Raw genomic sequence first — 25,432 nt, forward strand, 5'->3', positions numbered from 1 at the left:
CACCGCAAACGCATGCCGTTGGGGGAACGATGGCATGACGTAAGCAAATAGACATCTTGGGGTGCGCGTTGAACAATCTTCGTATGCTGCGGTCGGCCGTATTGGCGACCGCGTCCGCTTTCGTATTGATGCCGCAGGCTTCACTCGCACAATCCTCGGCACAAAGCGGCGCGCAAAATCTGCCGTCAGTGACCGTCAACGCGCCGGAAGCACGCCGCCGCGCGCCTGCTGCCGCCGTGCGCCGCCCGGCGCGGCCGTCGGTAGCGACCGCCGCCAGCCGCAGACCGCTTCAGCAGCGCAATGTCGGCTTCGTCGAGACGCCGCGCGGTCCGGTGAACGGCTATGTCGCCAACCGCAGCTCGTCCGGCACCAAGACCAGCACGCCGATCATGGAGACACCGCAGTCGGTGTCGGTGATCGGCGCGGAGCAGATCCGCGACCAGAAGCCGAACAAGCTCGACGAAGTGCTGCGCTACACCGCCGGCGTGCGGGCCGGCACCTTCGGCGCCGACACCCGCAACGACTGGTGGCTGATCCGCGGCTTCAAGTCTGACGATGTCGGACTGTTCCTCGACGGCATGCAGCTGTTCTACACCTCCTATGCGAGCTGGAAGCTCCAACCGCCGAACATGGAGCGTGTCGAGGTGCTGCGCGGCCCCTCGGCGGTGCTCTACGGCGGATCGAGCCCGAGCGGCATCGTCAACGTCATCAGCAAGCTGCCGCCGGCCGAGCCGGTTCGCTACGTCGAGACCGGCGTAAACAATTTCGGCAACGCCTATGTCGGTTTCGATGTCGGCGGTCCCGTCGCGACACAGCCCCAGGATGGCAAGCTGTTCTACCGCGTCGTCGGCCAGGTCCAGAACGGCCCGACGCAGGTCAACTTCACGCCCGACAACAATTACTTCATCGCGCCGTCGTTCACCTGGAAGCCGGATGCCGACACCACGTTCACGGTGCTGGCCTCGGCCTCGAAGCAGGACACGCGCGGCATCAACTTCCTGCCCTATCAGGGCACGGTGACCAACGCGCCATTCGGCAAGATCCCGACCAGCTTCTTCGTCGGCGATCCCAGCGTCGACAAGTTCACGCGCGAGCAGGAGATGCTCGGCTACCAGTTCGAGCGCAATCTCACCGACGATTTGACGTTCCGCCAGAATGCGCGATTTGCGCATATCGACCTGACCTATCGCGGCTATGTCGGCAATGGCTGGGACAACATCAATACGGCCACGATGGGCCGCTACAATTGGTATGCGAAGAACACCGCCAATCAGGCCAATCTCGACAACCAGCTCGAGTATCGCTTCAACAGTGGACCTGTCCGGCACACGATGCTGTTCGGGGTCGATCTGAAGGGCTACCAGATCGACGACTACCAGATATTCAATTTCGGCACCGTTCCGTCGATCAACGTCTTCAATCCCGCCTATGGCGTCAACGTCCCCCTGACGGGCGCGCCGTTCCGCAACTTCCTGATCACGCAGAAGCAGGCCGGCACCTATCTGCAGGACCAGATGAAGCTCGGCAATTTCACGCTGGTGCTGAGCGGCCGCAACGACTGGGTCGAGACGACGCAGGCCGCCCGTGACTCTGGCGCCACGATCGCCAGTCGTGATGACAGCAAGTTCAGCGGGCGCGCCGGACTGATCTACAATTTCGACAATGGCATCGCGCCCTACATCTCCTACGCCACGAGCTACAATCCTGTGATCGGCCTCAACGCCGCCAACCAGCTGTTCCTGCCGGAGACCGGACAACAGGCCGAGATCGGCGTGAAGGTGGCGCCGAAGGGCTTCGACGGCTATTTCACCGCCTCGGTCTTCGACCTCAAGCGTCAAAACGTGTCGACCACTGCGGGCACGGTGTTCCTGCAGAACCAGACCGGCGAGGTGACCTCGCGCGGTATCGAGCTCGAAGCGGTCGCCAACGCCACGAAGGAGCTGAAGCTGATCGGCGCCTTCACGGCCTATCATCTCTTCAACAGCAGGGACCTCGATCCGTCCCTGGTGGGCAAGACGCCGACCAACACGCCGGAGCTGCTGGTGTCGGGCTGGGCCGACTACACCTTCAAGGACGGTCCGCTTGCCGGATTTGGTATCGGCGGCGGCGTGCGCTATGTCGGCTCCTCCTGGGCCGACCCCGCCAACACCCTCGAGGTTCCCGCGGTGGTGCTCGGCGATCTCGCGCTCCACTACGAATGGCAGAACTGGCGGACGGCGCTCAACGTGATCAACGTAACCGACAAGATCTATGTCGCGAGCTGCTCGTTCCCGACGTCCTGCTTCTACGGCGACCGCCGGCGCGTCACCGCCAGCGTCTCCTACAAGTGGTAAGCGCGGGCGAGGGGAGGGGCTCGTGAAGGCGCGCACGGTCAGGCTCTGGTCCGTGGTCCACACCTGGACCAGCCTGATCTCGACCGTCTTCCTGCTGCTGCTCTGCCTGACCGGCCTGCCGCTGATCTTCCATCACGAGATCGATGAGCTCCTGGGCTATGCCCCCCAGCCCGAAGCTCATGCGGGCGCGGCGCGCGCGACGACGCAAGCCGTCGCCGACGCCGCGCTCGCCGCCGATCCCGGCCGGGTGCTGCAATATATCTCCTGGGACAAGGACGAGCCCGGGATCGTGACCGCGTTCACCAACGGCGCCGCCGACGGGCTGCCTGACAACACCACCGTGCGCGCGTTCGATGCGGTGTCGACCAAGCTGCTCGGACCGGTCGGTGTCGGGCCGATGCTGATCATGCTCAAGCTGCACACCGACATGTTCGCCGGCCAGCCCGGAAAACTGTTCCTCGGCGGGATGGGCCTGCTGTTCGCCATCGCCATCATCTCAGGCGTGGTGCTGTACTGGCCGTTCACCCGCCGGCTGCGCTTTGCCACCATTCGCGATCACGCCTCGCGCCGCGTGCGCTGGCTCGACTGGCACAATCTGATTGGCGTCGCGACGGTGGCCTGGGCACTGGTGGTTGGCCTCACCGGCGTCGTCAACACCTGGGCCGAGCTGATGCTCAACCAGTGGAAGGCCACCGAGCTTGCCAGCATGGTCGCGCCCTATGCCGGCAAGCCGCCGCCCTCGCATCTGGCCTCGCTCGACGACGTCGTGGCGCGCGCGAGGCAGGCGGCGCCCGGGATGGAGGTTGCCTTCATCGCGTTTCCGGGAACGCCGTTCACCTCCTCGCACCACTTCGCCGCCTTCATGCGCGGCGATACGGCGCTGACGGCGCGGCTCCTCAAGCCGGTCCTGCTAGACGGCGAAACAGGGGAGGTCGCCGACAGCCGGGCGCTGCCGGTCTATCTCCAGGCGCTCCTGATCTCGCAGCCGCTGCATTTCGGCGATTATGGCGGGATGCCGCTCAAGGTGATCTGGGCCGTGCTCGACATTCTTACGATCGTTGTGATCGGCAGCGGCCTCTATCTCTGGCTGGCACGGCGGCGCAAGCGCGCGCCCGCTCGGACCGACGCATTCGCCAGACGAACCCCGGTCCCGTCGTGATGCATGGCTCCTCTGACCGCTCGGGCCTGTGGATACGTGTCTTTGCTGCACCCATCCTCCTCGCGGCTGCGACCATCACCGGGCTGCTGGCTGCGCTGCTCTGGGGAACGGTCGGCCAGTATGTCGCCTGGGTGACGGTGGGAGCCCCGGTGCTGGTCGTTGTCTGGGTTTGGGTGCGCTGCCGCACCCAGAAAACCGGGCAATTATCGCGGACGACACGCGGCAAATAGCTGCCTCGGCCCGTATGCCGCAATCCTCGAACGGCTGCCCTGCAAAACTGTGGCCGCCCTTGCTGGGATTGGCGATCTGCTCCATACCAGCCGCGGGGTGATTCCGGGATTTCTATCGTTCTGGGGGCGGCAAAGGGCCTAAAAAGAGCGTGTCTTGCGCCCATTGGTGCACTGCGCTAAGGCTCAGAACAATTCCAAACTGGACGAATCCGTGGCTGTCCCGAGGCTACGGGAAAAAGGGCTCGTCAATGAGCGGCATTCTGCAGAACTATCTTCCACTCGTCGTCTTTATAGGGGTAGCTGCTATCATCGGCCTCGTGCTGCTGATCGCGCCCTTCATCGTGGCGTTCCAGCAGCCGGACCCGGAAAAGCTGTCGGCGTATGAGTGCGGTTTCAACGCCTTCGACGACGCTCGCATGAAGTTCGACGTCCGCTTCTATCTGGTCGCCATCCTCTTCATCATCTTCGACCTCGAGGTGGCGTTCCTGTTTCCCTGGGCGGTGGCGTTCGGCAAGCTTGGCGCGACCGGCTTCTGGTCCATGGTGGTGTTCCTCGGCGTGCTCACGGTCGGGTTCGCCTATGAATGGAAGAAAGGAGCACTGGAATGGGATTGAACCCTGCATCGTCCACAGGTCCGGTCGTCGCGCCGGCCCCCAAGGGCATCCTTGATCCGTCGACCGGCAGGCCGGTTGGCGCCAATGATCCGTTTTTCCTCGAGGTCAACTCCGAGCTGTCCGACAAGGGCTTCTTCGTGGCCGCGACCGACGACCTCATCACCTGGGCCCGTACCGGCTCGCTGATGTGGATGACCTTCGGTCTCGCCTGCTGCGCGGTCGAGATGATGCAAGTCTCGATGCCGCGCTACGACGTCGAGCGCTTCGGCTTCGCCCCGCGGGCCTCGCCGCGCCAGTCCGACGTGATGATCGTCGCCGGCACGCTGACCAACAAGATGGCGCCCGCGCTGCGCAAGGTCTACGACCAGATGCCCGAGCCGCGCTACGTCATCTCGATGGGCTCCTGCGCCAACGGCGGCGGCTACTACCACTATTCCTACTCGGTCGTGCGCGGCTGCGACCGGATCGTGCCGATCGACATCTATGTGCCGGGCTGCCCGCCCACGGCGGAAGCGCTGCTCTACGGCGTGCTGCTGCTGCAGAAGAAGATCCGCCGCACCGGCACCATCGAACGCTAAGGTTTTACGTCATGGACGACGCCAAGCTCGACGCCCTGGGGCAGACGATCGTTAGCGCGCTTCCGGGCGCCGCCATCGGTCATTCGGTTGCCTTCAACCAGCTCACGGTGGATGTCGAGGCCAGCAAGATCGTCGAGGTGGTCAAGTACCTCCGCGACGATCCGAAATGCCGGTTCATCAACTTCACCGACATCACGGCCGCGGACTATCCGTCGCGCGAAAAACGCTTCGACGTGATCTATCACTTCCTGTCTCCGACCCTGAACACGCGGATCCGGCTCAAGGCGCAGGCCGACGAGACCACGCAGGTGCCGTCGCTGATCGACGTGTTCCCGGGCGCGGACTGGTTCGAGCGCGAGGCCTACGATCTCTATGGCGTGTTCTTCGTCGGTCACCCCGACATGCGCCGCCTGCTGACCGATTACGGTTTCGAGGGTCATCCGCTGCGCAAGGATTTCCCGACCACCGGTTTCGTCGAGGTTCGCTACGACGACCAGGAGAAGCGGGTGGTGTACGAGCCCGTCCGGCTCAACCAGGAATTCCGCAAGTTCGATTTCCTCTCGCCGTGGGAAGGGGCGGACTATCCGCTTCCCGGTGACGAGAAGGCGGGACCGAAGGTCTGATCATGAACGAGCAACCCGAACAGCTTCGCAATTTCACCATCAACTTCGGCCCGCAGCATCCGGCCGCGCATGGCGTGCTGCGTCTGGTCCTGGAGCTTGACGGCGAAATCGTCGCCCGCGTCGATCCCCATATCGGCCTGCTTCACCGCGGCACCGAAAAGCTGATCGAGCAGAAGACCTATCTCCAGGCGATCCCGTACTTCGACCGGCTCGACTACGTCGCGCCGATGAACCAGGAGCATGCCTTCTGTCTCGCCGCTGAAAAGCTGCTCGGCATCGAGGTGCCGCGCCGCGGCCAGTTGATCCGCGTGCTCTATTGCGAGATCGGCCGCATCCTCTCGCACCTCCTCAACGTCACCACGCAGGCGATGGACGTCGGCGCGCTGACCCCGCCGCTGTGGGGCTTCGAAGAGCGCGAGAAGCTGATGGTGTTCTACGAGCGCGCCTCCGGCAGCCGTATGCACGCAGCCTTCTTCCGCGTCGGCGGCGTGCATCAGGACCTGCCGCAGAAGCTGGTCGACGACATCGAGGCCTGGTGCGATCCGTTCCTGAAGGTCGTGGAAGACCTCGACCGCCTCCTCACCGCCAACCGCATCTTCAAGCAGCGCAACGTCGACATCGGCGTGGTGCCGCTCAAGGAAGCCTGGGAGTGGGGCTTCTCGGGCGTCATGGTGCGCGGCTCGGGCGCGGCCTGGGACCTGCGCAAGTCGCAGCCCTATGAGTGCTACGCCGAGATGGATTTCGACATCCCGATCGGCAAGAACGGCGACTGCTACGATCGCTACCTGATCCGCATGGAAGAGATGCGCCAGTCCGTGCGCATCATGAAGCAGTGCATCCAGAAGCTGAATGCTGCCGACGGGAAGGGGCCTGTTGTCGTCGAGGACAACAAGGTCGCCCCGCCGCGCCGCGGCGAGATGAAGCGCTCGATGGAAGCGCTGATCCACCACTTCAAGCTCTACACCGAAGGCGTCCACGTGCCGGCTGGCGAAGTCTATGCCGCGGTCGAGGCGCCGAAGGGCGAGTTTGGCGTCTATCTGATCTCCGACGGCACCAACAAGCCCTACAAGTGCAAGATCCGCGCGCCGGGCTTTGCCCATCTGCAGGCGATGGACCACATCTGCCGCGGCCATCTGCTCGCCGACGTCTCGGCGATCCTCGGCTCGCTCGACATCGTGTTCGGAGAGGTCGATCGGTGATGGCGCAGGCGCCAATCCAGTTTGACCGTGCCTCGGGGGCCCTTGAAGGGGCCAACCTGTGGGAGCGGACGGCTGCCTTGGCGCTGGTGACGGGATCGAAGATCTCGTCGCACTTCTCGCATATGGGCTACATCGCCTGCGCGAACCTGCTGCGGAAAACGCTGCCCGAGCGCAACATCGCGATCAGGCTCAATCCCGACGCCGTGTTCGAATTCCCCTACGGCGACGGCTATTGGAGCAAGCTGCTCAACCGCTCGTACAACTACGAAGACGAGCTGGAGGTCTTGTTCGCCGACTCCATCGACGTCGACTACACGCTGCTCGATTGCGGCGCCAATTACGGCTACTGGTCGGTGCTGGTCTCGAGCAAGCCGTTCGGGTCGCACAAGGCGATTGCGATCGAGCCATCGGGGCAGAACTATCCGAAGCTCGCCAACAACGCCCGCGTCAACGGCTACCGCTTCGAGACCCTGAAATGCGCGATCGGTGCGGCACGTGGCACCGCGCGGCTGTCAGGCACCAAGCATGAGGCCTTCAGCATCGCCGGCGCACCGTCGGCGGGCGGCGAGGACGTGCCTGTCATCGCGCTCGACAATCTGATCGACGACGGCAAGGTGGCGGCCCACGGCAAGTACCTGATCAAGCTCGACGTCGAGGGCGTCGAGATCGAGGCGATCAAGGGCGGCGCACGGCTGCTCGAGACCGACAGCGTCATCATGTGTGAAGAGCACGGCAGCGATCGCAGCCATGCGGTGTCGCGCTTTATCCTCGAACAGACGCCGCTGAAGCTGATCGTGTTCGATCCGCGCAGCAACCGGATGGAGACCGTGACCGAGCTGTCGATCCTCGACCGCATCAAGGTCTCGACCCACGTCGGCTACAACGTTTTCGGCACCGCAAGCGCATTTTGGCAGGACAGGATCGATGCCCTGAATGCGAAAACCGCGCGCCGTATGCAGTGAGAGATAAGAGATGTCTGTTCGCCGATTAGCACCGAAGGAAGTCCAGCCCGCGAGCTTTGCGTTTACGGACGAGAACCTCGCATTCGCCAAGCAGCAGATCGCGAAATATCCGGCCGGCCGGCAAGCCTCCGCTGTCATCGCCATCCTCTGGCGCGTCCAGGAACAGCACGACGGCTGGGTGTCGGAAGCCGCGATCCGCGCCGTCGCCGATCTGCTCGACATGCCCTATATCCGCGTGCTGGAAGTCGCGACCTTCTACACGATGTTCCAGCTCGCTCCCGTCGGCAAGAAGGCCCACGTCCAGGTCTGCGGCACCACGCCGTGCCGCCTGCGCGGTGCCGAGGATCTCATCCACGTCTGCGAGCATCGCATCCACCACGAGCCGTTCCATCTGTCCAAGGACGGCAATTTCAGCTGGGAAGAGGTGGAGTGCCTCGGTGCCTGCGTGAATGCGCCGATGGTGCTGATCGGCAAGGACACCTATGAGGATTTGACCAAGGAGACCTTTGGCAAGGTGCTCGACGGCTTCGCCTCGGGCAATCCGCCAAAGCCGGGTCCGCAGAACGGCCGCCAGTTCTCGGCGCCGACGGGTGGGCCGACCACGCTGAAGGAGATCACCTGATGCGTGATCTCCCCGCAATTGGAGGGAACGAGGCCGTGAACAAATGGGGCTTCGTCGCCATGCACGCCGCGGTCGCGGCCGCCTTCATGTTCCTGCTGCAGCGCTTCGTGATGAACGCGACGCAGGAGAGCAGTCTACTCTGGGCGCTGACCTTCGCCGTCTGCGCCGCCGGACTCGCCTACAAGCAGTCCAATCGTTGATCGGAAAGCACTGAAATGCTCGAGGACAAGGACCGCATCTTCAAGAACCTCTACGGCCTCCACGATTGGGGGCTCGAGGGCGCGCGGCGCCGCGGCGCCTGGGATGGTACGAAGAATATCATCGACAAGGGCCGTGACTGGATCATCAACGAGATGAAGGCCTCGGGCCTGCGCGGGCGCGGTGGTGCCGGCTTCCCGACCGGCCTGAAATGGTCGTTCATGCCGAAGGAATCGACCGACGGCCGGCCGAGCTATCTCGTCGTCAACGCCGACGAATCCGAGCCCGGCACCTGCAAGGATCGCGAGATCATGCGGCACGATCCGCATCTCCTGATCGAAGGCTGCCTGATCGCGAGCTGCGCTATGAACGCGCATGCCTGCTACATCTATGTCCGCGGCGAGTTCATCCGCGAGCGCGAGCATCTCCAGGCCGCGATCGACCAGGCCTATGAGGCGAAGCTCGTCGGCAAGGACAATGTCAACGGCTGGCCGTTCGACATCTACGTCGCGCACGGCGCCGGCGCCTATATCTGCGGCGAGGAGACCGCGCTGCTCGAAAGCCTCGAGGGCAAGAAGGGCCAGCCGCGCCTGAAGCCGCCGTTCCCGGCCAATGTCGGCCTGTTTGGCTGCCCGACCACCGTCAACAACGTCGAGTCGATCGCGGTTGCGCCCGACATCCTGCGCCGCGGCGCGGCCTGGTTCGCCGGCATCGGCCGTCCGAACAATGTCGGCACCAAGCTGTTCTGCATCTCCGGCCATGTCGAGCGGCCCTGCAACGTCGAAGAGGCCATGGGCATTCCGTTCCGTGAGCTGATCGAGAAGCATTGCGGCGGCATCCGCGGCGGCTGGGACAACCTCAAGGCCGTGATCCCCGGCGGCTCCTCGGTGCGCATGGTGCCGGCCGAGCAGATCATCGACACGCCGATGGATTTCGACAGCTTGAGCAAGCTGCGCTCGGGCCTCGGCACCGCGGCCGTGATCGTGATGGACAAGTCGACCGACCTGATCCGCTCCATCGCCCGCATCTCCTATTTCTACAAGCACGAGAGCTGCGGCCAGTGCACGCCGTGCCGCGAAGGCACCGGCTGGATGTGGCGCGTCTTGACCCGCATGGCCGACGGCCGCGCCCACAAGCGCGAAATCGACATGCTGCTGGAGGTGACGAAACAGGTCGAAGGCCACACCATCTGCGCGCTCGGCGACGCAGCCGCCTGGCCGATCCAGGGCCTGATCGCGCATTTCCGTCACGAGATCGAAGCGCGCATCGACCAGTATTCGCACAAGGCTGACATCGACGATATCGGCGTCCGCGATCCCGTGAACATGGTCGCGGCGGAGTAGAGAGAATGACCAAGCTCATCATCGACGGCAAAGAGATCGATGTCCCCGCCGAGTACACGCTGCTCCAGGCGTGCGAAGCCGCGGGCGCCGAGATTCCGCGCTTCTGCTATCACGAGCGGCTGTCGATCGCCGGCAATTGCCGGATGTGCCTCGTCGAAGTGAAGGGCGGCCCGAAGCCGGTCGCAAGCTGCGCCTGGGGCGTGCGCGATTGCCGTCCGGGCCCCAAGGGCGAGCCGCCGGAAATCTCCACGCGTTCGCCGATGGTGAAGAAGGCGCGCGAAGGCGTGATGGAATTCCTTCTCATCAACCATCCGCTGGACTGCCCGATCTGCGACCAGGGTGGCGAGTGCGACCTCCAGGACCAGGCGATGGGCTATGGTGTCGACACCAGCCGCTTCGCCGAGAACAAGCGCGCCGTCGAGGACAAATACCTCGGCGCGCTGGTCAAGACCTCGATGAACCGCTGCATCCAGTGCACGCGCTGCGTCCGCTTCTCGGCGGAAGTCGCCGGCGCGCCCGAGATGGGCGCCACCGGCCGCGGCGAGGACATGGAGATCACGACCTATCTCGAGCACGCGCTGACGTCCGAATTGCAGGGCAATCTCGTCGACATCTGCCCGGTCGGCGCGCTGACCTCGAAGCCCTATGCTTTTGCGGCGCGCCCGTGGGAGCTCGGCAAGACTCAGTCGATCGACGTGATGGATGGCGTCGGCTCGGCGATCCGCGTCGACACCCGCGGCCGTGAGGTGATGCGCGTGCTGCCGCGCATCAACGAGGCCGTGAACGAGGAGTGGATCTCCGACAAGACCCGCCACGTCGTCGACGGCCTGCGCACCCAGCGCCTCGACCGGCCCTATATCCGCGAAGCCGGCAAGCTGCGCGCTGCGAGCTGGCCCGAAGCCTTCGCCGCGATCGCCGCGAAGGCGGCGCGCACCGACGGCAAGCGCATCGGCGCGATCGCCGGCGACCTCGCCGGCGTCGAAGAGATGTTCGCGCTGAAGGACCTGCTCGCCAAATACGGCTCGGGCAATCTGGCCGTGCAGGGCGGCGACGCCTTCGATCCCGCGCTCGGCCGCGGCTCCTACATCTTCAATCCGACGCTGGTCGGCGTCGAGCAGGCCGACGCGCTGCTCATCATCGGCGCCAATCCGCGCAAGGAAGCGGCCGTGTTCAACGCCCGCATCCGCAAGCGCTGGCGCGCCGGCGGCTTCAAGGTCGGCGTGATCGGCGCCAAGGTCGACCTGACCTACGACTATGATCATCTGGGTGCGGGCACCGACACGCTCGGCGAGCTCGCGGCCGGCAAGCACTCCTTCATGGACGTGCTGAAGAACGCCAAGAACCCGATCATCCTGGTCGGCGCGGGCGCGGCCTCGCGTCACGACGGCGCCGCCATTCTCGCCGCCGCCGCCAAGCTCGCGCTCGATGTCGGCGCGGTGAAGGACGGCTGGAACGGTTTTGCCGTGCTGCACGAGACCGCCTCGCGCGTCGGCGCACTCGACATCGGCTTTGTCGCCGGTGGGGGCGGGCTGAACGCGGCGCAGATGACGACCTTCGGCACGCTGGACCTGCTGTTCCTGCTTGGCGCCGACGAGATCAAGCCGTCGGATGGCACCTTCGTCGTCTATATCGGCACCCATGGCGACCGCGGCGCGCATCGCGCCGACGTCATCCTGCCGGCCGCCGCCTACACCGAGAAGTCCGCGATCTACGTCAACACCGAAGGTCGCGTGCAGATGACCGGCCGCGCCGCGTTCCCGCCGGGCGAAGCCCGCGAGGACTGGGCGATCGTGCGCGCCCTGTCGGAGGCGCTCGGCAAGAAGCTCGGCTACGATTCGCTGTCGGCGCTTCGCCAGGCGATCTTCAAGGCCGTGCCGCACCTGATCCGTCTCGACCAGATCGAGGCCGGTTCCGCCGACCAGATCAAGAAGCTGGCCGGGAAGGGCGGTTCGCCCGAGAAGGCGCCGTTCAAGGCGGCGATCGAGGACTTCTATTTGACCAACCCAATCGCGCGTGCGTCCGCCGTGATGGCGGAATGCTCGCGGCTTGCCTCCGGGCAGATGCTGACCGCAGCGGAGTGAGCCGATGGAATTCTTCGAAAGCGCATTCTGGACCGGTTTCCTCTGGCCGCTGATCATCATGGTCGCGGAGAGCGTCCTGGTGCTCGTCGTCCTGCTGGTCGCGATCGCCTACATCCTGCTCGCCGACCGCAAGATCTGGGCTGCGGTGCAGATCCGTCGCGGCCCGAACGTGGTCGGCCCCTGGGGCCTGCTGCAGTCCTTCGCCGACCTGCTGAAATTCGTGCTGAAGGAGCCGATCATCCCGTCCGGCGCCAACAAGGGCGTGTTTCTCCTTGCTCCCTTGGTCTCATGCGTGCTCGCGCTCGCGGCCTGGGCGGTGATCCCGACCAATCTCGGCTGGGTGATCTCCGACATCAATGTCGGCGTGCTCTTCATCTTCGCGATCTCGTCGCTGTCGATCTACGGCATCATCATGGCCGGCTGGTCGTCGAACTCGAAATACCCGTTCCTGGCCGCGCTGCGCTCGGCGGCGCAGATGGTGTCCTACGAGGTCTCGATCGGCTTCGTCATCATCACGGTGCTGCTCTGCGCCGGTACGCTGAACCTGTCGGCCGTGGTCGAGGCCCAGCATGCCCGTGGCCTCGCCAGCCTGATCGGGTTGCCGCAGCTCACCATCCTGAACTGGTATGTGTGGCCGCTGTTCCCGATGTTCGTGATCTTCTACGTCTCGGCGCTGGCGGAAACCAACCGTCCGCCCTTCGACCTCGTGGAAGCTGAATCAGAGCTCGTCGCCGGCTTCATGGTCGAATACGGCTCGACGCCGTATCTGCTGTTCATGCTCGGCGAGTATGTCGCGATCGTCACGATGTGCGCGCTGGCGACGATCCTGTTCCTCGGAGGCTGGTTGCCGCCGGTGGACCTGCCGCCCTTCAACTGGGTGCCGGGGATCATCTGGTTCTCGCTCAAAGTGTTCTTCATGTTCTTCCTGTTCGCGATGGCAAAGGCGATCGTGCCGCGCTACCGCTACGACCAACTGATGCGCCTCGGCTGGAAGGTGTTCCTGCCGCTGTCGCTGGCGATGGTGGTCGTGGTGGCTGGCGTGCTGCATTTCGCCGGCATCGCGCCGAAGTGAGGCCGTCATGGGTATCAATGTCAACGCCACTGCACGCTCGCTCCTGCTGTCGGAATTCGTCTCGGCGTTCTTCCTCGCCATGCGCTATTTCTTCCAGCCGAAGCCGACGCTGAACTATCCCTTCGAGAAGGGCCCGATCTCGCCGCGCTTCCGCGGCGAGCATGCGCTGCGCCGCTATCCGAACGGCGAAGAGCGCTGCATCGCCTGCAAGCTGTGCGAAGCCATTTGCCCTGCGCAGGCCATCACCATCGAGGCCGGCCCACGCCGCAACGACGGCACCCGCCGCACCGTGCGCTACGACATCGACATGGTGAAGTGCATCTATTGCGGCCTCTGCCAGGAGGCTTGTCCGGTCGACGCCATCGTCGAAGGTCCGAACTTCGAGTTCGCGACCGAGACCCGCGAGGAACTGTTCTATGACAAGGCCAAGCTGCTCGCCAATGGCGACCGCTGGGAACGCGAGATCGCGAAAGCGATCGAGCTCGACGCGCCGTACCGGTGAGATGAGAGCATGATCCTTCCCGCGCTGTTCTTCTATCTCTTCGCCGGCGTCTGCGTCGCTTCGGCGGTGATGGTGATTGTCTCGCGCAATCCCGTGCACTCCGTGCTGTACCTGATCCTGGCCTTCGTCAACGCCTCCGGCCTGTTCGTGCTGATGGGCGCCGAATTCCTCGCGATGATCCTGATCGTCGTCTATGTCGGCGCCGTCGCGGTGCTGTTCCTGTTCGTGATCATGATGCTCGACGTCGACTTCCTCGAGCTGCGCGAGGGCTTCATCGAGTACCTGCCGGTGGGCCTCGTGATCGGCGGCATCTTCCTGTTCGAGCTGCTGCTCACCGTCGGCTTCTGGGTCATCAACCCCGGCGTCTCCAAGACGATCACGGCGGCGATCCCGACCAATGTCAGCAACACCGAGGCGCTCGGGCTCGTGCTCTATACGAAGTACATCCACTACTTCCAGCTCTCGGGCATGGTGCTGCTGGTCGCCATGATCGGCGCCATCGTGCTGACGCTGCGCCACAAGGCGAACGTGAAGCGGCAGGACATCAACGTTCAGAATGCACGCACGCCCGAGATGGCGATGGCGATGCGCAAGGTGGCGCCGGGGCAGGGGCTCCAGGACAGCGACGCGGCGGAGTGGGTGAAATGACGATCGGGCTCGGACATTATCTGGCGGTCGGCGCGATCCTGTTCACGCTCGGGATCCTCGGCATCTTCCTGAACCGCAAGAACATCATCGTCATTCTGATGTCGATCGAGCTGATCCTGCTCTCGGTCAACATCAACCTCGTGGCATTCTCGACCTTCCTCGGCGACATCGTCGGCCAGGTCTTCGCATTGCTGGTGCTGACTGTTGCGGCTGCGGAAGCCGCGATCGGTCTCGCCATCCTGGTGGTCTATTTCCGCAACCGCGGCTCGATCGCGGTTGAGGACGTCAATCTGATGAAGGGCTGAGCTCAGTCATGGTTCAGGCGATTGTCTTTCTGCCTCTGCTGGGCGCCATCCTTGCCGGCCTGATCGCGCTGTTCGGCGCGCATGCCCGCAACCCCTCGGGTGACGCGGTCGAGCATCACGGCGACCATGGCCACGGCGACGCGCACGCGTCGGCTGCCCATGATGATCATGGCCACGACGATCACGCGCATGACGACCACGGCCCGGTCGAGCCGCCGGCCGCGGGCTCGCGCGGCGCCGAGCTGATCACGACCGCTCTGCTGTTCGTCTCGGCGGCGCTGTCCTGGATGACGCTGGTCGATGTCGGCTTCATGCACCACGACATGCGGATTCCGCTGTTGCCCTGGATCCTCTCCGGCGACCTCCAGGTCTACTGGTCGCTGCGGGTCGACACGCTCACCGCCGTCATGCTGGTGGTGGTGACGACCGTGTCCTCGCTCGTGCACCTCTATTCCATCGGCTACATGGACGAGGATCCGTACCGGCCGCGCTTCTTCGGCTATCTCTCGCTGTTCACCTTCGCCATGCTGATGCTGGTGACGGCCGACAACCTCGTGCAGCTGTTCTTCGGCTGGGAAGGCGTGGGTCTCGCCAGCTATCTCCTGATCGGCTTCTGGTACCAGAAGCCGTCGGCGAACGCGGCGGCGATCAAGGCTTTCGTGGTCAACCGCGTCGGCGATTTCGGCTTCGCGCTCGGCATTTTTGCGATCTTCATGCTGACGAGCTCGACCGATTTCGAGACCATCTTCCATGCGGCGCCGAGCCTGACCGGCAAGACCATCGACTTCCTCGGCTGGCATGCCGACGCGCTGACCCTGACCTGCCTCCTGCTGTTCATGGGCGCGATGGGCAAGTCGGCGCAGTTCCTGCTGCACACCTGGTTGCCGGACGCGATGGAAGGCCCGACCCCGGTCTCCGCGCTGATCCACGCCGCGACCATGGTCACCGCCGGCGTGTTCATGGTGGCGCGCCTGTCGCCGCTGTTCGAGCTCGCGCCGAATGCGCAGGCCGTCGTGATGTTCTTCGGCGCCACCACGGCGTTCTTCGCCGCGACCATCGGCCTCGTGCAGAACGACATCAAGCGCATCGTCGCGTACTCGACCTGTTCGCAGCTCGGCTACATGTTCGTGGCGATGGGAGCAGGGGCCTATTCGGTCGGCATGTTCCACCTGTTCACGCACGCCTTCTTCAAGGCGCTGCTGTTCTTGGGCTCCGGCTCGGTGATCTACGCGATGCACCACGAGCAGGACATCCGCAACATGGGCGGCCTCTGGCGCAAGATCCCCTACACCTATGCGGTGATGGTGATCGGCACGCTGGCGCTCACGGGCTTCCCGCTCACGGCGGGCTATTTCTCCAAGGACGCCATCATCGAGTCCGCCTACGCCTCGCATAATCCGTTCGCGATGTACGGCTTCGTGATGACGGTCGTCGCCGCCGGCCTGACCTCGTTCTACTCCTGGCGCCTGATCTTCAAGACCTTCCACGGCGAGCCCCATGACGAGCATCACTACGAGGCTGCGCATGAGGCTCCGCTCTGGATACTGGTCCCGATCGGCGTTCTCGCGGTCGGCTCGATCGTCGCGGGTTTCCCGTTCAAGGAGCTGTTCGCCGGTCACGGCGTCGAGGAGTTCTTCCGCGAGTCCGTGAAGATGAACCCGCACATCATCGAGGAGATGCACCACATCCCCGAGACCATCGCCTTCCTGCCGACGGTGATGATGGTGCTGGGCTTCCTGGTGTCGTACCTGTTCTACATCCGCCGGCCGTATCTGCCGGTCGAGCTCGCGAACACCCAGCCGATGCTGTACCAGTTCCTGCTCAACAAATGGTACTTCGACGAGCTCTACGATCTCATCTTCGTCCGTCCGGCGAAGTGGATCGGATATCAGCTCTGGAAGAAGGGCGATGGCTTCATCATCGACGGCCTCGGCCCCGACGGTATCTCGGCCCGCGTGCTGGACGTCACCCGCAACGTGGTGAAGATCCAGACCGGCTATCTCTATCACTACGCGTTCGCCATGCTGATCGGCGCCGCCGGCCTGATCACCTGGTTCATGTTCGGCTTTGGAGGCCAGTAAATGACAACCTGGCCAATCCTTTCGGTCACGACGTTCCTGCCGCTGGTTGGCGCGCTGATCGTCTATCTCAGCCGCGGCGATGACGAGGCGGCCCGGCGCAATGCGCGCTGGATCGCGCTGTGGACCACGCTGATCACCTTCGCGGTGTCGGTGATCCTGGTGATGCGCTTCGATCCGTCGAGCGCCGACTTCCAGTTCGTCGAGAAGGCGAACTGGCTCGCCACCGGCATCACCTACCACATGGGCGTCGACGGCATCTCGCTGCCGCTGGTGATCCTGACCACCGCCATCATGCCGTTCTGCATCATCGCGAGCTGGAAGGCGATCACCAACCGCGTCCGCGAATACATGATGGCGTTCCTGATCCTGGAAACGCTGATGATCGGCACCTTCTCGGCGCTCGATCTCGTGCTGTTCTACCTGTTCTTCGAGGGCGGCCTCATCCCGATGTTCCTGATCATCGGCGTCTGGGGTGGTCCGCGCCGGGTCTACGCGTCCTTCAAGTTCTTCCTCTACACGCTGCTCGGCTCGGTGCTGATGCTGCTCGCCATCATGGCGCTGTACTGGAACGGCGGCACCACCGACATCCCGACCCTGATGCACACCGCCGTGCCGCGGTCGCTGCAGACCTGGGCGTGGCTCGCCTTCTTCGCCTCGTTCGCGGTGAAGATGCCGATGTGGCCGGTGCACACCTGGCTCCCCGACGCCCACGTCGAGGCGCCGACCGCGGGCTCGGTGGTGCTGGCTGCGATCCTGCTGAAGATGGGCGGCTACGGCTTCCTGCGCTTCTCGCTGCCGATGTTCCCGCTGGCCTCGCACGACTTCGCCCCGCTGATCTTCACGCTCTCGGCCATCGCCATCATCTACACCTCGCTGGTCGCGCTGATGCAGGAGGACATGAAGAAGCTGATCGCGTACTCGTCAGTGGCGCATATGGGCTTCGTCACCATGGGCATCTTCGCCGGCACCATGCAGGGCGTCGCCGGCGGCATGTTCCAGATGATCTCGCACGGCATCGTCTCCGGCGCGCTGTTCCTCTGCGTCGGCATCGTCTACGACCGCCTGCACACCCGCGAGATCGCGGCCTATGGCGGCCTCGTCAACCGGATGCCGCTCTACGCGCTGACCTTCATGGTCTTCACCATGGCCAATGTCGGTCTGCCCGGTACCTCCGGCTTCGTCGGCGAGTTCATGACGCTGCTCGGCACCTTCAAGGTCTCGATCCCGACCGCGTTCTTCGCCACGACAGGCGTGATCCTGTCGGCCTGCTACGCGCTGTGGCTCTACCGCAAGGTCGTGTTCGGGGCGCTGGTCAAGCCGTCGCTGACGAGCATGAAGGATCTCACTTTCCGCGAGTGCGTGACGCTGTTCCCGCTGATCGCGCTGACGATCCTGTTCGGCGTTTATCCGAAGCCGGTGCTCGATATGTCGGCCGTCTCGGTCCAGCAACTCGTCAACAATTACAACACCGCTGTGACGGCCGTGAAGGCCGCCGCACTGCTCCAGTGATCGGGCAGGTCAGGATATCGCCATGAGCTTTGAGACTGCAGGTTATCAACTGGCGCCGGTGCTGCCCGAGATTGTGCTCGCGGTCGGCGCGATGGCACTCTTGATGCTGGGAGCCTATCGCGGGCAGGGGACCACCAGGACCGTCACGACGCTTGCGGTCCTGCTGCTGGTCGTGGTCGGCGTGCTCGTCTACGCACAGCCCGCTGGCAAGCACGTCACCTTCGGCGGCAGCTTCATCGTCGACGATTTTGCCCGCTTCATGAAGATCCTGGCCCTGATCGGCTCGGCGGTGACGCTGGTGCTGTCGACCGAGTTCCTGTCGGACCCGTCGCGCCGGATCTTCGAATACGCGATCCTGGTGCTGCTCTCGACGCTCGGCATGATGGTGCTGATCTCGGCCGGCGATTTGATCTCGCTCTATCTCGGCCTCGAGCTGATGTCGCTCGCGCTCTATGTCGTGGCGGCCTCCAACCGCGACAACGCCAAGTCGACCGAAGCCGGCCTGAAGTACTTCGTGCTGGGCGCGCTGTCGTCGGGCATGCTGCTGTACGGCGCCTCGCTGATCTACGGCTTCACCGGCACCGTGAGCTTTGCCGGCATCGCCGCGGCCGCGACCGTCTCGAATATCGGCCTGGTGTTCGGCCTGGTCTTCCTGCTCGCCGGCCTCTGTTTCAAGGTCTCGGCGGTGCCGTTTCACATGTGGACGCCGGACGTCTACGAAGGCGCTCCGACGCCGGTGACCGCCTTCTTCGCCTCGGCGCCGAAGGTCGCCGCGCTCGCGGTCTTCACCCGCGTCACGCTCACCGCATTCCCCGGCATCGTCTCGCAGTGGCAGCAGATCCTGGTGTTCGTGGCAATCGCCTCGATGGCGCTCGGCTCTTTCGCCGCGATCGGCCAGACCAACATCAAGCGCCTGATGGCCTATTCCTCGATCGGCCACATGGGCTTTGCCTTGGTCGGCCTCGCCTCCGGCACGGTCGAAGGCGCGCAGGGCGTCTTGATGTACATCGTGATCTATGTGGCGATGACGCTCGGCTCGTTCTCGATCATCCTTGCGATGAAGCGCAACGGCCAGGCCGTGGAGCAGATCAGCGATTTCGCCGGCCTGTCGCGGACCAATCCGCTGCTCGCCTTCATGTTCGCGATGCTGCTGTTCTCGCTCGCGGGCATCCCGCCGCTCGCCGGCTTCTTCGCCAAATGGTACGTCTTCGTCGCCGCCATCAAGGCTAACCTGTTCACGCTCGCCGTCATCGGCGTGCTGACCAGCGTGGTGGGTGCCTACTACTATCTCAGCATCGTCAAGACGATGTACTTCGACGAGCCGGCCGGCCAGGTCGATCCGGTGCGCGTCGAGGTGAAGACGGTGCTGGCGGTCTTTGGCCTGTTCAACATCCTGTTCGCGCTGTTTGCGGGCCCGGTGGTGAGCGTCGCCTCCGCCGCGGCAAAGTCGCTGTTTTAGGATGGGGTTCGCGCTCGGTCCTCGCGCACTCTCGGCGGGCTACAGGCTCGCAGCTTTCGAACGGACCGGCTCGACCAACACCGACGCGATCGAGCACGCACGGGCCGGCGAACCGGGGTCGATGTGGTTCGTGACGTCGGACCAGACCGCCGGCCGCGGGCGCCGCCAGCGCGCCTGGGTCGCGCCGAAGGGCAATCTCGCCGCCAGCGTCCTCGAGGTCCTGGATATTGCGCCTGCTGTTGCCGCCACCATCGGGTTTGCGGCGGGGCTTGCGGAAGAGGCCGCCCTGGAGAAGGTCAGCCTCGAGGCCGCGTTGCGGCTTGGTCCTGACCGGCCCAGATACGCCCTGAAATGGCCGAATGACGTCCTTGCGGGCGGCAAGAAGCTGGTCGGTATCGGCCTCGAAGCCGAGGCTATCGGCGATCGTCTCGCCGTCGTCGTCGGCATCGGCACCAACGTCGTGGCGGCGCCGGAGGGGACGCCGACGCCGGCCGTTTCGTTGGCCGCACTCGGCGTCCAGATCAGCGCGGAAGAGCTGTTCTCGGCGCTGTCGGACGCCTGGGTCGAGTTCCTCGGCATCTGGGACAATGGCCGCGGCTTTGCGGAGATCCGCAGGCTCTGGCTGGAGCGCGCCTGCGGCCTCGGCGAACGGGTCGCGATCAACACGGGGACGATGACGCTGGAAGGCATTTTCGACACCATCGACGACACCGGCTGCCTGATCGTCCGCACCGTTGACGGCCGACGCCTGCCGGTGGCGGCCGGCGAGGTGTTCTTCGGCTCGGCCGCCTCCGTGGGAGCTGCGTGATGGCAAGGCCTGACGAACTGGTATTTGCGCCGCTCGGCGGCGTCGGCGAGATCGGCATGAATTTGTCGATCTACGGCCTCGGCAACCGCCAGCAGCGCGCCTGGCTGGCGGTCGATCTCGGCGTCTCCTTCGGCGACGAGGAGCATCTGCCGGGCATCGACCTGATCATGCCCGACATCAGCTTCCTGGAGAAGGAACGCAAGAATCTGATGGGCCTCGTGCTCACCCACGCCCATGAGGACCATTTCGGCGCCATCATCGACCTCTGGCCGAAGCTGAAATGCCCGATCTACGCCACGCAGTTCAGCGCGGCGCTGTTCGAGGCCAAATGCGCCGCCGAGCGCAACGCGCCGAAGATCCCGGTGACGGTGGTGCCGTCGGGCGGCCGCGTCGATATCGGCCCGTTCAACGTCGAGTTCATTCCCGTCGCGCATTCGATTCCCGAGGCGCACGCGCTGGCGATCCACACTGAGGTGGGCACGGTGCTGCACACCGGCGACTGGAAGATCGACCCGACCCCGACGCTGGGGAGCCCGACCGACGAGAAGCGGCTGCGCGAACTGGGCGAGGAGGGCGTGCTCGCCCTGATCGGTGATTCCACCAATGCCGTGCGTGACGGCCGCTCGCCCTCGGAAGCCGAGGTCGCGCGAACCATCATCGACCTGGTCAAGGCCGCCAAGGGCCGCGTCGCGGTGACGACCTTCGCCTCCAACGTCGCGCGCATCAAGGCCGTCGCCGCCGCGGCCAGGGCTGCCGATCGCGAGGTCGTCGTGGTCGGCCGCGCCATGGAGCGCGTGGTGCAGGTCGCACGCGAGACCGGCTATCTCGACGGCGTGCAGAACTTCCGCTCGCCCGAGGTCTACGGCCATCTTCCGCAGGACAAGGTGCTGGCGCTGTGCACCGGCAGCCAGGGCGAGCCGCGCGCGGCACTGGCGCGCATCGCCAATGACGACCATCCCGAGATCACGCTCAACCGCGGCGACAGCGTGATCTTCTCCTCGCGCACCATCCCGGGCAACGAGAAGGCCGTCGGCTCGATCATCAACAATCTGGTGCTGCAGGGCGTCGAGGTCCTCACCGACCGCGACCATCTGGTCCACGTCTCCGGCCATCCCCGCCGCGACGAATTGCGCGACATGATCGCCTGGACCAAGCCGCAGCTCCTGATCCCCGTCCATGGTGAGGCGCTGCACCTGAACGAGCATGCCAAGCTCGCGCGCGCCGCCGGCGTGCCGCGCGTGCTGGTCGTTCGCAATGGCGACCTGATCAAGCTCGGCCCGGGCGATCCCGGCATCATCGGCGAAGTGCCCTCCGGCCGTCTCTACAAGGACGGTACGATCTTGGAGGACTCCAAGTCCCGCGCCGTGGTCGAGCGCCGCCGCATGGCCTTCTCCGGCTGCGCCTTCGTCGCGGTCGCGATGACGGAGCAGGGCGAGCTTGCCGACGATCCCGAGGTCGATCTCGTCGGCATTCCCGAGAAGAACCGGGACGGCGAGCCTTTCGACGACATCGTCTTCGACGCCGTGGTCTCCACCATCGAGGGCCTGCCGAAGGCGCGCCGCCGCGATGCGGATGCCCTGGCCGAGTCGGTGCGACGCGCTGTCCGGGCCGTCATCAACGAACATTGGGGCAAAAAGCCCCCCTGTCTGGTACACGTCCTGACGGTGTAGTTGAGCATGGTCTTCGGATCATGCGCTGAGGGAGAAGAAACATGCTGGGTCGCCTCAACCACGTCGCGATCGCGACCAAGGACGCCGTCAAGTCCGCCAAGATCTATGGCGCGGCGTTCGGGGCGCAGATCTCGGAGGCGGTCGCGCTGCCCGAGCATGGCGTCACCACGGTGTTCGCGACGCTGCCCAATACCAAGATCGAGTTTATCGAGCCGCTCGGCGAGGCCTCACCGATCGCGAAGTTCCTCGAGCGCAATGCCGACGGCGGCATCCACCATATCTGCTATGAGGTCGTCGACATCATCGCCTCGCGCGACACGCTGATGAAGGAGGGCGCGCGGGTGCTCGGCGACGGCGTGCCGAAGATCGGCGCCCACGGCAAGCCGGTGCTGTTCCTGCACCCGAAGGATTTTTCCGGGGCGCTGGTCGAAATCGAGCAGGCGTAGGGCGCCGGATCATGGCCATCCAGATATCGACCGCGCTTGCGATCTACTTCGTGATCTGGTGGATCGCGCTGTTCCTGACGCTGCCGTTCGGCGTGCGCAGCCAGCACGAGGACGGCGTCGGCGCGCCCGGCACCGACCCCGGCGCACCGGTTCTGACGCGGATGAGAGGCAAGCTGATCTGGACCACGATCATCTCGGCGATCATCTACGGGATCGGCATCGCGGCCTATCATGCGGGCTATCTCTCGATCGAGCGCTTGTCCAAATTGATGGGAATGCCGTTTTAGGTTTCTTGCTGGGATTTCCTGGTTAAATCGTTGTTGGGGGAACGAATGACTTTTCAGCGGATCGTCATCGCGCTGCTGGTGTTGATCGTCGCCGGCCTTGGCGCCATCGGCTATTTCGAGTGGAGGATGGCCGTGCAGGTCCGAACGCTGAAGGCATTCGTCGAGGGCTCTGTCTTCAACGAAGCCGTGATGGCCTGCGAGCAGGCCAAGAGCTCGACGCCGTTCAAGTGGAACGGGGGCAAGAGCACCTCGGTGATCGGCCTGAACTCGGTCAAGCTGGACAAATACACCGTCAGCGCCAGCTACACGCTGGTGGCGGACAGCATCTATTGTGATTACGATCCCATCAAAAGAAAGGCCGAGATCGGCTCGAGCTTCCTGGAGCGGGAGTAACGATCCGGCCATGCCAAGCATGGGATGGGATCGTTATGGCGCAGGGGCAGGCGGGGGACTACCGGATTCTGCATGAGGCGGCCTTGCGGGCCTATCTCGCGGGCATTCCCGACCTCAAGGCGCTCCTCGGCGGCGAGCCGGCCGCCTGGGGCATCACCGAGGTCGGCGACGGCAATCTCAATCTCGTCTTCATCGTCAAGGGCGCGCGCGGCGGCGTCGCCGTGAAGCAGGCGCTGCCCTACGTCCGCCTCGTCGGCGAGAGCTGGCCGCTGCCGCTGTCGCGGGCCCACTACGAATATCTCGCTTTGTCGAAGCAGGCCCAGCTCGCGCCCGGCCTCGTGCCGGCCCTGCTGCACCACAACGAGACGCTGGCGCTGACGGTGATGGAGCTGCTCGAGCCCCACATCATCATGCGCAAGGGGATGGTCGCCGCAACGCAATATCCCGGTTTCGTGGACGACATCACCACCTTCATGGCGCGCACCCTGTTCTTCACCTCCGACCTCGCGCTGTCGGCGGCCGAGAAGAAGCAGGGCATCGCGGCCTTTGCCGGCAACCACGCGCTCTGCAAGATCACCGAGGACCTAATCTTCACCGATCCCTACCGCATTGCCGAGCAGAACCGCTGGACCGCGCCTTATCTCGACGGCCTGGCCGCAGAGCTACGCGATGACATGGAGTTGCATGTCGCGATCTCCCGGCTGAAGCTGAAGTTCATGGCAAGCCCCGAGGCACTGCTCCACGGCGATCTCCACACCGGCTCGATCATGGTGACGGAGAGCCAGACGCGCGTGATCGATCCGGAATTCGCATTCTACGGCCCGATGGGATTCGACGTTGGCGCGGTGCTTGCGAACCTCCTGATGGCCTATTTCGCCTCCGCCGGCCACGAGCGCGCGCCGGGCGAGCGGCAGGCGTTCGAAAGCTGGGTGCTGGAGACGGTCGAGCAGGTCTGGAGCTGGTTCGCCGGCAAGTTCCTCGATCTCTGGCGCGCTGGCGCCACCGGCGACGCCTATCCGGCCTCGCTCTTCGCCGGCGAGAAGGGCGCCGCACGCCTGGAAGCCGAGCGGCAGACCTACATGCAGCGGCTGTTCACTGACACCGTCGGCTTCGCCGCCGCCAAAACCCTCCGCCGCATCTTCGGCCTCGCCCACAATATCGACTTCGAGCTGATCGAGGACCCGAAGAAGCGCGCGATCAGCGAGGCCCGCGCCGTGCGGCTGGCGCGCGCGATGATGGTGGAGACGGGGGCATTTGGGACGATTGCCGACGTCACCGGCACTGCACGAAAGCTGCGGGACTGGATGCCGGAGTTTGCGAACGGCTAGGGGCCGATGCGCTTCAATAAAGCCGCATCGGCAGCAGGACGCCGTCCGTGCCGGCCAGCAGACCCCAGGTCTCGTTGGCCGCGACCTCGAACTCCCGGCTCTGGACCATGCCGTCCTCGACCTTGAGGGCGACCTTGTACTTGCCGGGCGGCAGATCGATCTTTTGGCTGTCCGGTATTTCGGCTGCGGCGGAGTCCGAGTGCGCGAGTTTCTCGCCGGCGTGCGCCGCCAGCTTGACGGTCTGGTCGGCGACGGTGATGACCGCCGCCTCGTCCGACTTGTTGCCGAGCATCAGCTTTGCCTGCCTCGGCCTCGGCAGGAGGCCGGCATTCGCGATACCCGGCTTGCGCAGCGAAAGTTCGGCGATTGTCCTGTCGTCCTGACGGGAAAGCCGGAGCAGGACCGGTCCACGGGCCGTCGTGAAGGTGATCACGGCCCGGTCCGGTTCGACCACCGTCTCGATCCAGCCACGCTTGCCGAGCTCGGCGCGATAGAAGCCGAGCACGGCCGCGAGATCGCGCGGGGTCTCGGCGTAGACCGACGTGATGAACGGCGAATTCTTCGCCGTAGCGATGCTCCAGCTCTCGGGCAGTGGCAGACCGGTGCCCTGGGAAACCCTGGCTTCGAAACCCGCACTTGCGCCCCGTGCGACGGCGCCGACGGGGATGCTGAGCAGTCGTTCGACGAAATTATCCGGAGTGTCATGGCTCCGGACCGCCCACCACGTTTCGTCAAGATAGTCGTTCACGCCGGTGGTGCGACTCCAGCTGAACCGGATGCTGTCCGCCTCGCTGTACCGGCCAAGGCTGGCCGTGACCGGGCTTGCCATCGCCGCCGTGGCGGCGACCAGTCCGCCCGCAAGCAAGATACCTAGCGTTCGGCGATTCATTTTTTCCGCGATCCCTGGGGCTCAGATAACGATCCTGAGCTTGGTCGCGTTGATCACGAGAAATGTTCACTGGTCCCGGTCGTTCGATGACGC

26 protein-coding genes are annotated in these 25,432 nt (G+C 64.7%); 25 read left to right on the forward strand and 1 reads right to left on the reverse strand.

What is annotated here, in order from left to right:
• The first annotated feature begins 83 nt into the window (after positions 1-83).
• The 25 genes from AC5ZFO_RS11135 (at position 84) to mtnK (ending at position 24,450) form a co-directional block, all read left to right on the forward strand.
• Positions 84-2,333 carry a TonB-dependent siderophore receptor gene (locus tag AC5ZFO_RS11135; RefSeq protein WP_496122094.1) on the forward strand — a complete coding sequence of 750 codons (2,250 nt, stop codon included), beginning with the start codon at positions 84-86 and terminating at the stop codon, positions 2,331-2,333.
• Positions 2,334-2,355: 22 nt separating this feature from the next.
• Entirely contained in the window at positions 2,356-3,492 is a 1,137-nt protein-coding gene (locus AC5ZFO_RS11140) for a PepSY-associated TM helix domain-containing protein (RefSeq protein ID WP_282523431.1), read from the forward strand.
• Positions 3,492-3,722, forward strand: coding sequence for a hypothetical protein (locus tag AC5ZFO_RS11145; protein ID WP_496122080.1), 231 nt, complete (start codon positions 3,492-3,494; stop codon positions 3,720-3,722). The genes AC5ZFO_RS11140 and AC5ZFO_RS11145 overlap by 1 nt, the downstream gene beginning before the upstream one ends.
• 248 nt (positions 3,723-3,970) lie before the next feature.
• Complete coding sequence (locus AC5ZFO_RS11150) at positions 3,971-4,336, forward strand: NADH-quinone oxidoreductase subunit A (RefSeq protein ID WP_094977661.1); 366 nt, start codon at positions 3,971-3,973, stop codon at positions 4,334-4,336.
• Positions 4,327-4,914, forward strand: a complete 588-nt coding sequence (locus tag AC5ZFO_RS11155; RefSeq protein WP_061847881.1) for a NuoB/complex I 20 kDa subunit family protein — start codon at positions 4,327-4,329, stop codon at positions 4,912-4,914. The genes AC5ZFO_RS11150 and AC5ZFO_RS11155 overlap by 10 nt, the downstream gene beginning before the upstream one ends.
• Before the next feature lie 11 nt (positions 4,915-4,925).
• On the forward strand, positions 4,926-5,537 hold the full coding sequence (locus AC5ZFO_RS11160; RefSeq protein WP_014494856.1) for an NADH-quinone oxidoreductase subunit C: 612 nt from the start codon (positions 4,926-4,928) through the stop codon (positions 5,535-5,537).
• Positions 5,538-5,539: 2 nt separating this feature from the next.
• Positions 5,540-6,736 carry an NADH-quinone oxidoreductase subunit D gene (locus AC5ZFO_RS11165; protein WP_282523430.1) on the forward strand — a complete coding sequence of 399 codons (1,197 nt, stop codon included), beginning with the start codon at positions 5,540-5,542 and terminating at the stop codon, positions 6,734-6,736.
• On the forward strand, positions 6,736-7,698 hold the full coding sequence (locus AC5ZFO_RS11170) for an FkbM family methyltransferase (RefSeq protein WP_282523429.1): 963 nt from the start codon (positions 6,736-6,738) through the stop codon (positions 7,696-7,698). The genes AC5ZFO_RS11165 and AC5ZFO_RS11170 overlap by 1 nt, the downstream gene beginning before the upstream one ends.
• 10 nt (positions 7,699-7,708) lie before the next feature.
• The gene (gene nuoE, locus AC5ZFO_RS11175; RefSeq protein WP_282523428.1) at positions 7,709-8,320 is read left to right on the forward strand and encodes an NADH-quinone oxidoreductase subunit NuoE; all 612 of its coding nucleotides are present in this window, start codon (positions 7,709-7,711) and stop codon (positions 8,318-8,320) included.
• Positions 8,320-8,520, forward strand: a complete 201-nt coding sequence (locus AC5ZFO_RS11180) for a hypothetical protein (RefSeq protein ID WP_028149053.1) — start codon at positions 8,320-8,322, stop codon at positions 8,518-8,520. Before nuoE ends, AC5ZFO_RS11180 begins: the two co-directional genes overlap by 1 nt.
• 15 nt (positions 8,521-8,535) lie before the next feature.
• Complete coding sequence (gene nuoF / locus AC5ZFO_RS11185; RefSeq protein WP_014494861.1) at positions 8,536-9,861, forward strand: NADH-quinone oxidoreductase subunit NuoF; 1,326 nt, start codon at positions 8,536-8,538, stop codon at positions 9,859-9,861.
• Positions 9,862-9,866: 5 nt separating this feature from the next.
• Entirely contained in the window at positions 9,867-11,942 is a 2,076-nt protein-coding gene (nuoG, locus tag AC5ZFO_RS11190) for an NADH-quinone oxidoreductase subunit NuoG (protein ID WP_282523427.1), read from the forward strand.
• Between the two features lie 4 nt (positions 11,943-11,946).
• A complete protein-coding gene (nuoH, locus tag AC5ZFO_RS11195) occupies positions 11,947-13,014 on the forward strand; it encodes an NADH-quinone oxidoreductase subunit NuoH (protein ID WP_063982981.1) in 1,068 nt (355 codons plus the stop codon).
• 7 nt (positions 13,015-13,021) lie between these two features.
• On the forward strand, positions 13,022-13,516 hold the full coding sequence (gene nuoI / locus AC5ZFO_RS11200) for an NADH-quinone oxidoreductase subunit NuoI (RefSeq protein WP_014494864.1): 495 nt from the start codon (positions 13,022-13,024) through the stop codon (positions 13,514-13,516).
• A gap of 9 nt (positions 13,517-13,525) precedes the next feature.
• The gene (locus AC5ZFO_RS11205) at positions 13,526-14,164 is read left to right on the forward strand and encodes an NADH-quinone oxidoreductase subunit J (protein WP_282523426.1); all 639 of its coding nucleotides are present in this window, start codon (positions 13,526-13,528) and stop codon (positions 14,162-14,164) included.
• Complete coding sequence (gene nuoK, locus AC5ZFO_RS11210) at positions 14,161-14,469, forward strand: NADH-quinone oxidoreductase subunit NuoK (protein ID WP_008547737.1); 309 nt, start codon at positions 14,161-14,163, stop codon at positions 14,467-14,469. Before AC5ZFO_RS11205 ends, nuoK begins: the two co-directional genes overlap by 4 nt.
• Positions 14,470-14,477: 8 nt before the next feature.
• Positions 14,478-16,550, forward strand: a complete 2,073-nt coding sequence (gene nuoL / locus AC5ZFO_RS11215; RefSeq protein WP_282523425.1) for an NADH-quinone oxidoreductase subunit L — start codon at positions 14,478-14,480, stop codon at positions 16,548-16,550.
• On the forward strand, positions 16,551-18,059 hold the full coding sequence (locus AC5ZFO_RS11220; RefSeq protein WP_282523424.1) for an NADH-quinone oxidoreductase subunit M: 1,509 nt from the start codon (positions 16,551-16,553) through the stop codon (positions 18,057-18,059). It abuts the gene before it with no gap.
• Positions 18,060-18,081: 22 nt separating this feature from the next.
• Positions 18,082-19,518 (forward strand): NADH-quinone oxidoreductase subunit NuoN, encoded by a 1,437-nt coding sequence (gene nuoN, locus AC5ZFO_RS11225; RefSeq protein WP_282523423.1) that lies wholly within the window; start codon positions 18,082-18,084, stop codon positions 19,516-19,518.
• A gap of 1 nt (position 19,519) precedes the next feature.
• The gene (locus AC5ZFO_RS11230) at positions 19,520-20,326 is read left to right on the forward strand and encodes a biotin--[acetyl-CoA-carboxylase] ligase (RefSeq protein ID WP_282523422.1); all 807 of its coding nucleotides are present in this window, start codon (positions 19,520-19,522) and stop codon (positions 20,324-20,326) included.
• Entirely contained in the window at positions 20,326-21,996 is a 1,671-nt protein-coding gene (locus AC5ZFO_RS11235; RefSeq protein WP_282523421.1) for a ribonuclease J, read from the forward strand. Before AC5ZFO_RS11230 ends, AC5ZFO_RS11235 begins: the two co-directional genes overlap by 1 nt.
• 41 nt (positions 21,997-22,037) lie before the next feature.
• Positions 22,038-22,442, forward strand: coding sequence for a methylmalonyl-CoA epimerase (mce, locus tag AC5ZFO_RS11240; protein WP_282523420.1), 405 nt, complete (start codon positions 22,038-22,040; stop codon positions 22,440-22,442).
• A gap of 11 nt (positions 22,443-22,453) precedes the next feature.
• Positions 22,454-22,729, forward strand: a complete 276-nt coding sequence (locus AC5ZFO_RS11245; RefSeq protein WP_038943027.1) for a DUF1467 family protein — start codon at positions 22,454-22,456, stop codon at positions 22,727-22,729.
• Positions 22,730-22,774: 45 nt separating this feature from the next.
• On the forward strand, positions 22,775-23,122 hold the full coding sequence (locus AC5ZFO_RS11250; RefSeq protein WP_282523419.1) for a hypothetical protein: 348 nt from the start codon (positions 22,775-22,777) through the stop codon (positions 23,120-23,122).
• 35 nt (positions 23,123-23,157) lie between these two features.
• A complete protein-coding gene (mtnK, locus tag AC5ZFO_RS11255) occupies positions 23,158-24,450 on the forward strand; it encodes an S-methyl-5-thioribose kinase (protein ID WP_282523418.1) in 1,293 nt (430 codons plus the stop codon).
• 13 nt (positions 24,451-24,463) lie between these two features.
• Here mtnK and AC5ZFO_RS11260 read toward each other — a convergent pair whose 3' ends face one another.
• On the reverse strand, positions 24,464-25,339 hold the full coding sequence (locus AC5ZFO_RS11260) for a hypothetical protein (RefSeq protein ID WP_282523417.1): 876 nt from the start codon (positions 25,337-25,339) through the stop codon (positions 24,464-24,466).
• Positions 25,340-25,432 lie beyond the last annotated feature (93 nt).

Source organism: Bradyrhizobium sp. Unk1, assembly GCF_059512345.1.

Bases quoted from the DNA above. Each gene is read 5' to 3' on its own strand.
- AC5ZFO_RS11135 (WP_496122094.1), top strand. From the start codon at position 84: ATGCTGCGGTCGGCCGTATTGGCGACCGCGTCCGCTTTCGTATTGATG.
- AC5ZFO_RS11145 (WP_496122080.1), top strand. From the start codon at position 3,492: ATGCATGGCTCCTCTGACCGCTCGGGCCTGTGGATACGTGTCTTTGCT.
- AC5ZFO_RS11150 (WP_094977661.1), top strand. From the start codon at position 3,971: ATGAGCGGCATTCTGCAGAACTATCTTCCACTCGTCGTCTTTATAGGG.
- AC5ZFO_RS11155 (WP_061847881.1), top strand. From the start codon at position 4,327: ATGGGATTGAACCCTGCATCGTCCACAGGTCCGGTCGTCGCGCCGGCC.
- AC5ZFO_RS11160 (WP_014494856.1), top strand. From the start codon at position 4,926: ATGGACGACGCCAAGCTCGACGCCCTGGGGCAGACGATCGTTAGCGCG.
- AC5ZFO_RS11165 (WP_282523430.1), top strand. From the start codon at position 5,540: ATGAACGAGCAACCCGAACAGCTTCGCAATTTCACCATCAACTTCGGC.
- AC5ZFO_RS11170 (WP_282523429.1), top strand. From the start codon at position 6,736: ATGGCGCAGGCGCCAATCCAGTTTGACCGTGCCTCGGGGGCCCTTGAA.
- nuoE (WP_282523428.1), top strand. From the start codon at position 7,709: ATGTCTGTTCGCCGATTAGCACCGAAGGAAGTCCAGCCCGCGAGCTTT.
- AC5ZFO_RS11180 (WP_028149053.1), top strand. From the start codon at position 8,320: ATGCGTGATCTCCCCGCAATTGGAGGGAACGAGGCCGTGAACAAATGG.
- nuoF (WP_014494861.1), top strand. From the start codon at position 8,536: ATGCTCGAGGACAAGGACCGCATCTTCAAGAACCTCTACGGCCTCCAC.
- nuoG (WP_282523427.1), top strand. From the start codon at position 9,867: ATGACCAAGCTCATCATCGACGGCAAAGAGATCGATGTCCCCGCCGAG.
- nuoH (WP_063982981.1), top strand. From the start codon at position 11,947: ATGGAATTCTTCGAAAGCGCATTCTGGACCGGTTTCCTCTGGCCGCTG.
- nuoI (WP_014494864.1), top strand. From the start codon at position 13,022: ATGGGTATCAATGTCAACGCCACTGCACGCTCGCTCCTGCTGTCGGAA.
- AC5ZFO_RS11205 (WP_282523426.1), top strand. From the start codon at position 13,526: ATGATCCTTCCCGCGCTGTTCTTCTATCTCTTCGCCGGCGTCTGCGTC.
- nuoK (WP_008547737.1), top strand. From the start codon at position 14,161: ATGACGATCGGGCTCGGACATTATCTGGCGGTCGGCGCGATCCTGTTC.
- nuoL (WP_282523425.1), top strand. From the start codon at position 14,478: ATGGTTCAGGCGATTGTCTTTCTGCCTCTGCTGGGCGCCATCCTTGCC.
- AC5ZFO_RS11220 (WP_282523424.1), top strand. From the start codon at position 16,551: ATGACAACCTGGCCAATCCTTTCGGTCACGACGTTCCTGCCGCTGGTT.
- nuoN (WP_282523423.1), top strand. From the start codon at position 18,082: ATGAGCTTTGAGACTGCAGGTTATCAACTGGCGCCGGTGCTGCCCGAG.
- AC5ZFO_RS11230 (WP_282523422.1), top strand. From the start codon at position 19,520: ATGGGGTTCGCGCTCGGTCCTCGCGCACTCTCGGCGGGCTACAGGCTC.
- AC5ZFO_RS11235 (WP_282523421.1), top strand. From the start codon at position 20,326: ATGGCAAGGCCTGACGAACTGGTATTTGCGCCGCTCGGCGGCGTCGGC.
- mce (WP_282523420.1), top strand. From the start codon at position 22,038: ATGCTGGGTCGCCTCAACCACGTCGCGATCGCGACCAAGGACGCCGTC.
- AC5ZFO_RS11245 (WP_038943027.1), top strand. From the start codon at position 22,454: ATGGCCATCCAGATATCGACCGCGCTTGCGATCTACTTCGTGATCTGG.
- AC5ZFO_RS11250 (WP_282523419.1), top strand. From the start codon at position 22,775: ATGACTTTTCAGCGGATCGTCATCGCGCTGCTGGTGTTGATCGTCGCC.
- mtnK (WP_282523418.1), top strand. From the start codon at position 23,158: ATGGCGCAGGGGCAGGCGGGGGACTACCGGATTCTGCATGAGGCGGCC.
- AC5ZFO_RS11260 (WP_282523417.1), bottom strand. From the start codon at position 25,339: ATGAATCGCCGAACGCTAGGTATCTTGCTTGCGGGCGGACTGGTCGCC.